Origin of the sequence: Streptomyces sp. ICBB 8177, from assembly GCF_003144095.1 — a bacterium.
Taxonomy (GTDB): domain Bacteria; phylum Actinomycetota; class Actinomycetes; order Streptomycetales; family Streptomycetaceae; genus Streptantibioticus_D.
On the sequence record NZ_NSKH01000023.1, the window covers coordinates 679,729 to 691,845 of the forward strand.

Sequence of the window (12,117 nt, forward strand, 5' to 3'; positions counted from 1 at the left end):
CGGGCCGCCGGATTCGGGCGCCCGGGTGGCGCCGGGCAGCGACGAGCCGGGCCGGACCACCGCTGCCAGAATGGAGGGGTGACCGGGCTCTGGGAGTTCTGGATCGACCGCGGCGGCACGTTCACCGACGTCGTGGCCGCGCGGCCGGACGGCCGGGTGGGGAGCGCCAAGCTCCTCAGCCACGACCCGGGCAGGCGCCGGGACGCCGCCGTGGCGGGGATCCGGCTCGCGCTGGGCCTCGCCGAGGACGAACCGGTGCCCGCGGAGCGGATCGACGTCGTCAAGATGGGCACCACGGTGGCCACCAACGCCCTGCTGGAACGCGCGGGCGAGCCGACCGCCCTGGTGATCACCGAGGGCTTCCGCGACGCGTTGCGCATCGCCTACCAGAACCGCCCCCGCCTTTTCGACCGCCGCATCCTGCTGCCCGAAGCGGTCTACGACCGGGTGGTCGAGGTCCCCGAACGCGTCGGCGCGCACGGCGAGGCGGTCCGCCCGCTCGACCTGGAGGCCGTGCGCGAAGCCCTGTCCGCCGTGCGCCGCGACGGCATCGACAGTGTCGCCGTCGTGCTGCTGCACGGCTACCGCCACACGGAGCACGAACACGCGGTGGCCGAGGTGGCCAGGCAGCTGGGATTCCGTCAGATCAGCTGCTCGCACGAGGTCAGCCCGCTGATCAAGCTCGTCCCGCGCGGCGACACCACCGTCGTCGACGCCTACCTCTCGCCGATCCTGCGCCGCTACGTCGAAGGCGTGGCGGCCGAACTCGCCGATGTACGGCTGATGTTCATGCAGTCCAACGGCGGCCTGCGGGAGGCCGAGCACTTCCGGGGCAAGGACGCGGTGCTGTCCGGGCCCGCGGGCGGCGTCGTCGGCATGGTCCGCACCGCGGCGCAGGCCGGGTACGACCGGGTGATCGGCTTCGACATGGGCGGCACCTCCACCGACGTCTCGCACTACGCGGGCGCGTTCGAACGCTCCCTGGGCACCGAGGTCGCCGGGGTGCGGATGCGGGTGCCCATGATGAACATCCACACCGTCGCCGCGGGTGGCGGCTCGGTGCTGCACTTCGACGGCGCCCGCTACCGCGTCGGCCCCGACTCGGCGGGCGCGGTGCCGGGCCCGGCCTGCTACCGGCGCGGCGGCCCGCTGACCGTCACCGACGCCAACGTGATGCTCGGCCGCGTCCAGCCGGCGCACTTCCCCGCGGTGTTCGGCCCCGGCGGGGACGAGCCGCTGGACGCCGGGGTGGTCCGCGAGCGGTTCGCCGCGCTGGCCGAGGAGACCGCGAGGGCCACCGGCGACCGGCGCGGGCCCGAGCAGGTCGCCGCGGGGTTCCTGGAGATCGCCGTGCTCGGCATGGCCAACGCGGTCAAGAAGATCTCCGTGCAACGCGGTTACGACATCACCCGCTACGCCCTCGTCGGCTTCGGCGGCGCGGGCGGCCAGCACGCCTGCGCCGTCGCCGACGCGCTGGGCGTCGACACCGTGCTCGTACCGCCGCTGGCCGGCGTGCTGTCCGCGTACGGGATCGGGCTGGCCGACGCCACCGCGATGCGCGAGCGGTCCGTCGAGGCGCCGCTCGACGAGCCCACGATGCGTCAGGTGCGTGAGCTGTGCGGCGAGTTGGACCGGCGCACCCGGGAGCAGTTGCGTGCCGACCACGTGCCCGGGACGTCGGTGAGCACGACGGCACGCGTGCTGCTGCGGTACGAGGGGACCGATTCCAGCCTGCCGGTGACGCTGGACGACATCGCCGGGATGACCCGCGCCTTCGAGGACGCCCATCGGGCGCGCTACGCCTTCACCATGGACAAGCCGCTGGTCGTCGAGTCGGTCACGGTGGAGGCCACCGGCGCGGCGGGCCGCCAGGCCGCCGCAGACCTGGCGGGAGATCAATCACCTGGCGGAGCAGGCCCGTTGGAGACCGTCAAGGTCTTCGCCGAGGACCGCTGGCAGGACGCCGCACTGTACCGGCGGGCCGCCCTGCGCCCGGGCGAGGTGGTGACGGGGCCCGCGATCGTCGCCGAACCGGACGCCACCACCGTCGTGGACCCCGGCTGGCAGGTCCGGGTCGCCGACAGCGGCCACCTGGTGCTGACCCGTGCCCGCCCGCGCCCGAAGGCGGTCGCCGTCGGCACCGAGGCCGACCCGGTCACCCTGGAGGTCTTCAACAACCTCTTCATGGCGATCGCCGAGCAGATGGGCGTGCGGCTGGAGAACACCGCGCACTCGGTCAACATCAAGGAACGCCTCGACTTCTCCTGCGCGCTGTTCGACGCCCGCGGCAACCTCATCGCCAACGCCCCGCACATCCCCGTCCACCTCGGTTCGATGGGGGAGTCCATCAAGGAGGTGCTGCGGCGGCGGGACGCCGAATCGCTGCGGCCGGGCGACGTCTACGCGGTCAACGACCCGTACCACGGCGGCACCCACCTGCCGGACGTGACCGTGGTGACCCCGGTCTTCGACGACGCAGGGCGCGAACTGCTCTTCCTCGTCGCCTCGCGCGGCCACCACGCCGAGATCGGCGGCATCACCCCGGGCTCGATGCCCGCGTTCAGCACGACCGTGCACGAGGAGGGCGTGCTGTTCGACAACTGGCTGCTGGTGCGCGACGGCCGGCTGCGCGAGGCGGAGACCCTGGAACTGCTGACCGGCGCGCGGTACCCCTCCCGCGATCCGCGCGCCAATCTCACCGACCTGCGCGCCCAGATCGCCGCCAACACCAAGGGCGTCCACGAACTGCGGCGCATGGTGGAGCAGTTCGGGCTCGACGTGGTGCGCGCGTACATGCGGCACGTGCAGGACAACGCCGAGGAGTCGGTGCGCCGCATCGTCGCCGGGCTGGACGACGGCTCGTACACCTACGAGACCGACAACGGCGCCGTCATCGCGGTGCGCGTGACGGTGGACCGCGCCGAACGCTCCGCCGTCATCGACTTCGCCGGGACCTCGCCGCAGCAGCCGGGCAACCTCAACGCGCCGACGGCCGTGGTGATGGCGGCCGTGCTCTACGTCTTCCGCACCCTGGTCGCCGACGACATCCCGCTCAACAGCGGCTGCCTGAAGCCGATCGAGGTCCGGGTGCCCAAGGGCTCGATGCTGGCGCCCACGTATCCCGCCGCCACCGTCGCGGGCAACGTCGAGACCTCGCAGGCGGTCACCGGCGCCCTGTACGCGGCGCTGGGCGTGCAGGCGGAGGGGTCGGGCACCATGAACAACGTCACCTTCGGCAACGACCGCGTGCAGTACTACGAGACGGTGGCGAGCGGCTCCGGCGCGGGCGACGGCTTCGACGGCGCGGACGCGGTGCAGACCCACATGACCAACTCCCGCCTGACCGACCCCGAAGTACTGGAGTGGCGCTACCCGGTGCGGGTGGACGGCTTCGCCGTGCGGGACGGCAGCGGGGGAGCGGGCCGGTGGCACGGCGGGCGCGGGGTGGTGCGCCGCATCCGTTTCCTGGAGCCGATGACGGTGGCCCTGCTGACCGGCCACCGCAGGGTCCCGCCCTACGGCATGGCGGGCGGCGCCCCCGGCGCGCTGGGCGAGAACGCGGTCGAGTACGCGGAGGGCGGCGCACGGACCCTGCGCGGCTGCGACACCGCCGACGTGGACGTCGACGACGTGCTGGTGGTGCGTACCCCGGGCGGCGGCGGTTACGGGCCGCCCAGCGGCACGAACCGAACGGGCGTGCCCGGCACGGCCTGGGCCGCGGGCGGCAGGGAGGACTCCGGCACCACGCCGATCACCGGGTAGCCGCCGGTCGTGGGGTGGTCGGCCAGGAACAGGATCGGGCGCCCGTGCGGCGGCACCTGGAGCGCCCCCAACGCCATTCCCTCGCTGGGCAGTTCGCCCTCGCGGGCGCGCGGCAGGGCCGGGCCCTCGGTGCGCAGGCCGATCCGGTTGCTCGCGCTGGAGACGCGGTAGTCCCCGGTGGCCAGCACCCGCAGGGCCGCGGGCGCGAACCAGTCGGCCCGGGGACCCGGCAGCAGCGGCAGCACCAACTCCTCGGGCGGCCCGGGCAGCGGCACCCGCTCCGGGCGCGCCGCCGCGCGGCTCGGCTCGCCCAGCGGCAGCACGTCGCCGTCGCGCAGTGGAGCGGGCCCCAGCCCGGACAGCAGGTCGGCCGACCTGCTGCCCAGGACGCGCGGTACGGCGACGCCGCCCGCGAAGGCGACGTAGGAGCGGACCCCGTGGGTCGCCGGGCCCGCTTCGAGCACCGCGCCCGCCGGGAGCCGCACCGGCTCGCCCCACGCCGCCGGGCGCCCGTCGACGCGCACCGGGCAGGGGGCGCCCGTGACGGCCACGACGACCTCGCGGTCCGCCCGCAGCGCGCAGCCGGTGACCGTGGTCTCCAGCGTCGCCGCGTCCGGCGGGTTGCCGACGAGGCGGTTGGCGGCGCGGTGGGCGGGCGGGTCGAGCGCGCCCGCGGCCGGAACGCCGAGGTGCGCGTGGCCGGGACGGCCGAGATCCTGCGGGGTGGTCAGGGCTCCCGCCCGTACCACCGTGAGCCGTGCGCCGGTCATCGGCCGCCCTCCGGTACGAAGCGCACCGTGGTCCCGGGCGTGAGCAGGGCGGCGGGCTCGCGCGCCGGGTCCCACAGCGCGGCGTCCGTCGTCCCGATGACCTGCCAGCCGCCGGGGGAGGAGCGCGGGTAGACGCCGGTGTACGGACCGGCCAGGCCGACCGAGCCGCTGGGGACGCTGGTTCGCGGCACCTCGCGTCGCGGCACGTGGCGGTGTTCGGGCAGCCCGGTCAGATAGCCGAAGCCGGGCGCGAACCCGCAGAAGGCGACCCGGAACTCGGTGGCGGCGTGCTCCCGCGCCACCTCCCGCTCGGTCACGCCCCACCGCGCGGCCACCGCCGCGAGGTCGGGCCCGTCGTAGCGGATCGGCAGTTCGACGACGCGCCGGGTGGACGGCCCGCGCGGCGGAATCCGCCAGGTGGCCAACTCGGCCGCGAAGGAGGCGGGTCGGTCGAGTCCGGTGAGCAGGATCGTGCGCGCGGCCGGAACGATCTCGCGGACGGCGGGCACAGCGTGAAGGCCCCCGTCGTGACCGTCGGACGGCGGGGTCGCCGACCGGCCGGTGCGGCGCAGGAGTTCCGCGTAGAGCGCCTCGACAGCCGCGCCGTCCGGCAGTTCGACCAGCAGCCCGTTGTCGCCGACCGGCAGCATCCGCATGCGCCCGCCGGACGGTTGCGTGGCGGCTTCCGCGGGGAGCAGGGTGGTCACGCGAAGGCCGCCACCGGTACGCCGGCCGCCTCCAGCCCGGCGCGTACCCGCCGCACGAGACCGACCGCGCCGGGGGTGTCGCCGTGCAGGCACAACGACCGCGCCTCGACCGCGACCGTCCCCCCGTCCACCGACGTCACCTCCTGGCGCGTCGCCAGCCGCACCGAGCGGCGCACGACCGCGTCCGGGTCGATGACCACGGCGTCCGGCCAGGTGCGCGGCGCCAGGGCGCCGTCGCGGGTGTAGGCGCGGTCGGCGAACGCCTCGGCGACGACCGGCAGCCCCGCGCGTTCCGCCGCGGCGTGCAGCCGGGATCCGGGCAGGCCCAGGACGGGCAGCGCGCCCCCGGCCAGCCGGACGCCCGCGACGACCGCCTCCGCCTGCTCCTCGTCGTGGACGGCGCGGTTGTAGAGCGCGCCATGCGGTTTGACGTAGCTCACCGCCGAGCCGGCCGCCCGCGCGAAGACCTCCAACGCGCCGATCTGGTAGGCGACTTCGGCCGCCAGTTCGTCCGGCGGCACGTCCATCGCCCGGCGGCCGAAGCCCGCAAGGTCGCGGTAGGACACCTGCGCGCCGATCCGCACCCCGCGCGCCGCGGCCAGTTCGCAGACCCGGCGCATGGTGCGCGGGTCCCCGGCATGGAAGCCGCAGGCGACGTTGGCGCTGGTGACCACGGTGAGCAACCGCTCGTCGTCGGTGAGGGTCCAGCGGCCGAAGCCCTCGCCGAGATCGGCGTTGAGGTCGATCGGCGCTGCGTTCTGCGCGTCGTCGGTCATCGCCGTAACGTAAGGGATCGTTGAACAATCCGGCAAGAGGGGCGCTTGGCCCGGTCCCGGCGGCCGGTGTTGACTGCCTCCGCGAGCCGCCGGCCGGCGACCCGCGGCTAATCCGGCGGAACAGGGCGGAGAGGACGACGTGAACGGTGCGGAGCGGGGGCTGTACGAGGTGGCTGGCCTGGAGACCGACCGGGCACTGCTCGGGCGCACCAGTACGGCGGAGCGGGTGGCCGACATCCTGCGCGACCGGATCGCGGAGGGCTACTTCCCGCCCGGCACCCGGCTGTCGGAGGAGAGCATCGGCGGTGCGCTCGGCGTCTCGCGCAACACCCTGCGCGAGGCGTTCCGGCTGCTGACCCACGAACGGCTGCTGGTGCACCAGCTCAACCGCGGCGTCTTCGTCCGGGTCATCAGCGTCGCCGACCTGGACGACATCTACCGGGTACGGCGCCTCGTGGAGTGCGCCGCGCTGCGCACGGCCGACCTGAAGCGGCCCGGGGCGCTGGATGCGGTCGAGGCGGCGGTCGCGGCAGGCGAACGGGCCGCGGCGCAGCGGTCCTGGCAGGAGCTGTCCACCGCCAACATCCGCTTCCACCAGGCCCTCGTCGCCCTGGCCGGCAGCCCCCGCACCGACGAGCTGATGCGCGGCGTACTCGCCGAACTGCGGCTGGTCTTCCACGTGATGGACGACCCGCGCCGCTTCCACGAGCCGTACCTGACCCGCAACCGCCGCATCCTCGAAGCGCTCGCCGACGGCGAGGCGGCCCGCGCGCAGGACCTCCTGTCCGCCTACCTGGACGACTCCCAACGGCAGTTGTCGGGCGCTTACGCGGAACTGCTCGGAGCAGAGCACGAGGCGTAGGAGTGGGCGCTCCGGGCAGCGGAGGCGGGCGCCACCGGACGAATTCCCGGACGCCAACCCATTGTGGGATCGTTGAACAATCCCCTAGCCTCCGATGCACTCTCCTCGCGAGCCACGTGAGGTCCCGCGCACGGAAGGCGGCGGACGCATGCTCGCTCTGCTCGGCGTGCTCGTGGTGGTCGTCGGATTCGCCACGAAACGCAATCCCCTCCTGGTGGTCGGCGTGGCGGGCATCGTCACCGGACTGCTCGGCGGCCTGTCGCCGCGCGCGGTGCTGGCCGCCTTCGGCACCGGCTTCGCCGACAGCCGCTCGGTGACCGTCTTCGCCATCACCCTGCCGGTGATCGGCCTGCTGGAGCGGTACGGACTGCGGGAACAGGGCCGCGCCCTGGTCGCCCGCTTCACCCGGCTGACCACCGGGCGCTTCCTCGCGCTCTACCTGATCCTGCGTCAACTCACGGCCGCGGTCGGCTTGGTGAGCCTGGGCGGGCCCGCGCAGACGGTGCGGCCGGTGGTCGCCCCGATGGCCGAGGGCGCCGCGGAACGCCGGTACGGCACGCTGCCCGCCCGGACCCGGGAGCGCGTCAGGTCGTTCGCCGCCAGCGCAGACAACGTCGGGCTGTTCTTCGGCGAGGACTGCTTCCTCGCGGTCGGCTCCATCCTGCTGATCACCGGCTTCGTCAACACCACGTACCACACCCATCTGGAGCCGCTGGACCTCGCGTTGTGGGCGATGCCCACCGCGGCCTGCGCCTTCCTGCTGCACGGTGCGCGACTGCTGCGCCTGGACCGTACGCTGGAGCGCGAACTCGGCGGCCGGGACCTGGGCGCGCAGCGCGCACGGACCGAGGAGGCGGCGGCGTGATCAGGGCCGAGTGGTTCTACTGGCTGGTCGGCGCGGTCTTCCTGGCCATGGCCGCCCAGATGCTCACCGACCGCAGCAACCCCAGGCGCTTCGGCACCGCCGCGTTCTGGGGCCTGATCGGGGCCGGGTTCGTCTACAGCACGTGGGTCGCCGACAAGCGCGCACCGGCGGAACCGCTGGGCGCGGCCGTGCTGGTGGCGGTCTGCCTGGCCGGGTTCGGCCTGACCGGGCGCGGGGAGGTCCGCACCACATCTCCCGCGGAGCGCGCCGCCTCCGCCGCGCGGTTCGGCAACCGGCTCTTCGTCCCGGCCCTGACGATCCCCGTGGTCGCCATGGCCTGCGCGGTCGGCGTCAAGAAGATCGCCCTCGGCGGCACCCCGGTCCTGCAATCAGGCAGCGAGACCATCCTGGGCCTGGGCATCGGCGCGATCGTCGCCCTGGCCGTGGCGATGGTGATGCTGCGCGAGCGGCGGCCCGCCGTACCGCTGCACGCCGGGCGCGGCATGCTGGAGGCGATGGGGTGGGCCCTGCTGCTGCCCCAACTGCTCGCCGTACTCGGCGAGATCTTCCAGCAGGCGGGCGTGGGCACCGCCGTCGGCAAGGTCACCGAGCACGTGCTGCCGCACGGCCAGACGTACACCGCCGTCGTGGTCTACTGCGTGGGCATGGCCCTGTTCACCGTCATCATGGGCAACGGCTTCGCCGCCTTCCCGGTCATGACGGCGGCCGTGGGCTGGCCGGTCCTGATCGAGCAGGCGCACGGCAAACCGGCGGTCGTGCTGGCGGCGGGCATGCTCGCCGGGTTCTGCGGCACCCTGTGCACGCCGATGGCCGCCAACTTCAACATCGTCCCGGCCACCCTGCTGGAGCTGAAGGACCAGTACGGGCCGATCAAGGCCCAACTGCCCACCGCCGCTGGGCTGCTGGTGTGCAACATCGTCATCATCTCGGTCTTCGCGTTCTGACGCCCCCGGCGGCCGACCCGCCCTTCGTGCTCCGACCGCCCCTTTCACGCCGTCCAAGGAGGAACCCCGTGATCCCCGTCCTGCTCACCGGCTTCGAGCCGTTCGGCGGCGACACCGTCAACCCGTCCTGGCAGGCGGTCTCCGCCGTCGCGGCCCTCCCGCCGGACGGACTCGACGTCACGGCCGTCCGCCTCAGCTGCGTCTTCGGGACCGCGCTCGACGAACTGCGGGCCGCGGTCGAGCGGGTGGACCCCGCGCTCGTCGTCTGCGTCGGCCAGGCGGGCGGACGGCCCGACCTCACCGTGGAACGCGTCGCCGTGAACCTGGACGACGCGCGCATACCGGACAACGAGGGCGGGCAGCCGCTCGACCAGCCGGTGGTCCCCGGCGGCCCGGCCGCCTACTTCGCCACGCTGCCGGTCAAGGCATGCGTACTGGCGGCGCGCTCGGCCGGGGTTCCCGCTTCGGTGTCGTACAGCGCGGGCACGTTCGTGTGCAACCACGTCTTCTACGGGCTGGCCCACCTCATCGCCACCGAACGCCCCCGGCTGCGCGGCGGCTTCGTCCACCTGCCGTACACCCCCGACCAGGTCACCCAGGGCGGCGCCCCGTCGATGCCGGTGGACCTCGCCGCCGAGGGCCTGCGCGCGGTGCTGACCGCGGCCGCCTCCCGCACCGACGACATCGCCCTGGCGGGCGGCACCCTGCACTGACCGCGGCGCCCGGCCCGCACGCGCCCGGCCCGCGCGTCCCAAGGCCCGCGTGAACCGCGCCGTCGGGACCGCGCGAACCGTGCCGTTTCGAGCGTTGTCGGTGGGACCGCCTAATCTGTCCGTCGTGACTGCGTCCACCGCGGAGAGCCTGCCGCACCAGATGACCTCGGTCCCGCGCCCCGTCGCGCCGGGACCAGCGGCCGACGAGGGCCTGGCCCGTCGGCTGAAGGCGCTGGCCTGCACCGCTCCGCTGCACGACCTGGACGTGCGCAAGGCGAACCTCGCCGGCGAGTACTCGACGTACGCGATGGCCGAGGTCGCCCTCGCCGCCATCGACCTGGTCACGCTGACCATGGACTTCGACACCGGCGCCGACCACGAGCAGATAGTCGCCCGCCTCCAGCCCCGGGTCGCCGCCCAGACGCCGGGCCGCCCCGCCGCGGAACACGAACGCGTCGCCCGCTGGGTCCTGGAGAACCTGATCAACGTCGGCAGCGTCGACCGCGGCTTCCGCGCCGTCTACGGCACGTTCGGCACCGACGGCGCCTACGTGCGCCGCGACTACGACTTCAAGCTGATCGAGGAGGTCCCGGGGCCCGGCGGCAGCGTCTACCTGCGCACCACCGACGAGGCGGTCAACGTCCTGGTCGGAGCCCTGGACACCGACGTCACCAGCGCCCAGATCGCCGCCGAGGTCAAGCTCGAGGTGCTGATCAACCGCGGCCGCCTCGCCGACGCCCAGCTCGCCGCCGAGCAGGCCCGCTACCGCACCGTGCAGTACGCGGAGACCCTGCGCCGCGCCCTGGAGGCGACCCGGCGCGACGTGCGGGCCGTCGACTGGCTGCGCACCGTCCCCGACATGATCAACGAGGCGCTCGACCACGTGGCCGACCGCTACCGCCACGAGAACGCGATCCTCACCAACATCCGCAAGGCCCGCGACGAGGCCACCGAGCCCGATCACAAGCGCCGCGCCGCCGAGCTCGTCGACATCGTCAAGGACTGCATCCGCCGCCACACCCAGCTGCAGTCCCGGCTGCTGGAGGCCGGGCCGCTCTTCCGCGCCGAGCAGGACCGGCAGGCCTTCGCCACCCCGCCCGCGCGCGCCGGGCTCGACCTGTACGGCCAGCTGATCGCCCCCGTGCTGCCGTTGCCGGTCGAGCGCGCGGTCCGCGTCACCGACGCCTTCTTCGCCCGAGGCACCGGCCAGCGCACCCCGCCCGCCGTCCGCGTCGGCGACCTCGTGGACGCGCTGCTCACGCCTCCGGTCGAACGCGAGCACCTCGGCGCCGAGATGCCGGAACCGGACCTGGTGGCGACCCCGGAGGACAGCCGCTTCAGCGACGAACAGCTCGAAGCCGCCCTGGAGTTGCTCGACCTGCCGCACGACGCGCCGCGCAGGCTCTCCGGCCTGCTCGCCGAGGCCCGCCGCCGCGACCCCGACAGCGAACTGCCGTATCTGGTGGCCCTGCTCGCGGTGCACGCCGCGAGCCCGCCGGTCGGCACCGCGTACCGGCAGGGCGAGCGCAGGCTGCTCTTCGCCGTCGACGACGGCACACCGCTGGACGACCCGGAGTTCGGCGGCGCCGACCTGATCGTCGGTGCGGCCCTGCTGGACGCCGCCGGCATGGCCGCAGAACGCACGGCGGGGGAACGTACGGCAGGAGAGCGCACGGCGGGACAGGGCGCGGGCGACCGCGCCGGGACACCGCGGGCGGCGTCGGCGCGGCGCACCGCGACGACCGCGAAGCAGGAGGAAGACCCCAGGTGAGCGAGGCAGAGTACCCGGCGGACCGGGAGCCGGAGCAGTCCCGCCCCCCGGCGGCCGTCACCCCGGCCGACGCCGCCGACGCCGCGCGGCTCGTCGCCTTCGGCCTCCAGCCCAAGCTGCTGCCCGCCCGGGACGCCGAGTACGCCGAGCTGATCCGGCGCCACCGCGAGGACCCGGCCTTCGCCCGGCTCGCCGACGCGGTCGCGGCCGGACTCGGCCTGATCGTGCTGGAGGTCTCGCCACGCGCCGGCATGGCGGTGGCCGCCGCCGAGGACTCGGTGTTCGCCGTCCGCATGGGCGACTACTCGCGGCGCGCCGCCTCCGACTCCACCGACCGCTTCCTGCACGGGCTGGCCCACCTCGCGGTCGCCGCCATGGCCTTCCCGCGCCCCGCCGACCTGGCCGACGACGGCTACATCGGCCGCATCACCGTCAACGGCGTGGACGCCTTCGTCCGGCAGGCCTGCCGCAGACTGGAGGAGCGCGCCGAGGAGGCCGGGGAGAACACCGACCCGGCCACCGACGCGCCCGGCCTGGAGGCCGCCTGGCGGGTCTACGCGCGGCGCAGCGCCACCGGCGCCACCAAGGACGCCCGCAGACTGGCCGGTTCGACCACCGGCATCGTCGGCAAGGCGGTGAGCTTCCTGGTCGACTCCGGCTTCCTGCAACGCACCGGCGACGAGTCCGGAGGCACGTACCGCACCACCGCCCGCTACCAGCTCCAGGTGCGCGACCTGGCCGGCAGCGCCGCCATGGCCGAACTGCTGGAGCTGGGCGTGGTCCCGGTCGGCGACGGCTCGGCGACCCTGCTGCCGCCCGACGACGGGGCCGACCTCGACCTGGTCGCCGACGCGGGCCTGCCGTTCCACTCCTGACACCCCTGGCCTCCCCGACGCCGCCCGCGTCGCACCGCGCCCGCACCGAAC

Annotated in this window: 10 protein-coding genes; 7 read left to right on the forward strand and 3 right to left on the reverse strand. The window is 74.4% G+C overall.

Annotated elements, in window-relative coordinates:
- Positions 1-78 precede the first annotated feature (78 nt).
- A complete protein-coding gene (locus CK485_RS23440) occupies positions 79-3,762 on the forward strand; it encodes a hydantoinase B/oxoprolinase family protein (RefSeq protein WP_109453836.1) in 3,684 nt (1,227 codons plus the stop codon).
- Here CK485_RS23440 and CK485_RS23445 read toward each other — a convergent pair.
- The 3 genes from CK485_RS23445 to CK485_RS23455 are packed head-to-tail and all read right to left on the reverse strand — an operon-like array spanning position 3,663 to position 6,015.
- Positions 3,663-4,532 carry a biotin-dependent carboxyltransferase family protein gene (locus tag CK485_RS23445; protein WP_109453837.1) on the reverse strand — a complete coding sequence of 290 codons (870 nt, stop codon included), beginning with the start codon at positions 4,530-4,532 and terminating at the stop codon, positions 3,663-3,665. The genes CK485_RS23440 and CK485_RS23445 overlap by 100 nt on opposite strands.
- Complete coding sequence (locus tag CK485_RS23450; protein WP_109454369.1) at positions 4,529-5,188, reverse strand: allophanate hydrolase subunit 1; 660 nt, start codon at positions 5,186-5,188, stop codon at positions 4,529-4,531. Before CK485_RS23450 ends, CK485_RS23445 begins: the two co-directional genes overlap by 4 nt.
- Before the next feature lie 47 nt (positions 5,189-5,235).
- On the reverse strand, positions 5,236-6,015 hold the full coding sequence (locus CK485_RS23455; RefSeq protein ID WP_109453838.1) for a 5-oxoprolinase subunit PxpA: 780 nt from the start codon (positions 6,013-6,015) through the stop codon (positions 5,236-5,238).
- A 139-nt stretch (positions 6,016-6,154) separates the two neighbouring features.
- Between CK485_RS23455 and CK485_RS23460 the strand changes: the two genes are divergently transcribed.
- The 6 genes from CK485_RS23460 to CK485_RS23485 all read left to right on the forward strand — a co-directional run bounded on the left by CK485_RS23460 (position 6,155) and on the right by CK485_RS23485 (position 12,066).
- Positions 6,155-6,877, forward strand: coding sequence for a GntR family transcriptional regulator (locus CK485_RS23460; protein WP_241968548.1), 723 nt, complete (start codon positions 6,155-6,157; stop codon positions 6,875-6,877).
- A gap of 148 nt (positions 6,878-7,025) precedes the next feature.
- Positions 7,026-7,742, forward strand: coding sequence for a DUF969 domain-containing protein (locus CK485_RS23465; protein WP_109453839.1), 717 nt, complete (start codon positions 7,026-7,028; stop codon positions 7,740-7,742).
- A complete protein-coding gene (locus CK485_RS23470; RefSeq protein ID WP_109453840.1) occupies positions 7,739-8,707 on the forward strand; it encodes a DUF979 domain-containing protein in 969 nt (322 codons plus the stop codon). Before CK485_RS23465 ends, CK485_RS23470 begins: the two co-directional genes overlap by 4 nt.
- A gap of 68 nt (positions 8,708-8,775) precedes the next feature.
- Complete coding sequence (pcp, locus tag CK485_RS23475; protein WP_109453841.1) at positions 8,776-9,420, forward strand: pyroglutamyl-peptidase I; 645 nt, start codon at positions 8,776-8,778, stop codon at positions 9,418-9,420.
- A gap of 160 nt (positions 9,421-9,580) precedes the next feature.
- A complete protein-coding gene (locus tag CK485_RS23480) occupies positions 9,581-11,191 on the forward strand; it encodes a hypothetical protein (RefSeq protein WP_241968602.1) in 1,611 nt (536 codons plus the stop codon).
- On the forward strand, positions 11,188-12,066 hold the full coding sequence (locus CK485_RS23485) for a hypothetical protein (protein ID WP_109453842.1): 879 nt from the start codon (positions 11,188-11,190) through the stop codon (positions 12,064-12,066). Before CK485_RS23480 ends, CK485_RS23485 begins: the two co-directional genes overlap by 4 nt.
- Positions 12,067-12,117 lie beyond the last annotated feature (51 nt).

Bases quoted from the DNA above. Each gene is read 5' to 3' on its own strand.
- CK485_RS23445 (WP_109453837.1), bottom strand. From the start codon at position 4,532: ATGACCGGCGCACGGCTCACGGTGGTACGGGCGGGAGCCCTGACCACC.
- CK485_RS23450 (WP_109454369.1), bottom strand. From the start codon at position 5,188: ATGCGGATGCTGCCGGTCGGCGACAACGGGCTGCTGGTCGAACTGCCG.
- CK485_RS23455 (WP_109453838.1), bottom strand. From the start codon at position 6,015: ATGACCGACGACGCGCAGAACGCAGCGCCGATCGACCTCAACGCCGAT.
- CK485_RS23465 (WP_109453839.1), top strand. From the start codon at position 7,026: ATGCTCGCTCTGCTCGGCGTGCTCGTGGTGGTCGTCGGATTCGCCACG.
- CK485_RS23480 (WP_241968602.1), top strand. From the start codon at position 9,581: ATGACCTCGGTCCCGCGCCCCGTCGCGCCGGGACCAGCGGCCGACGAG.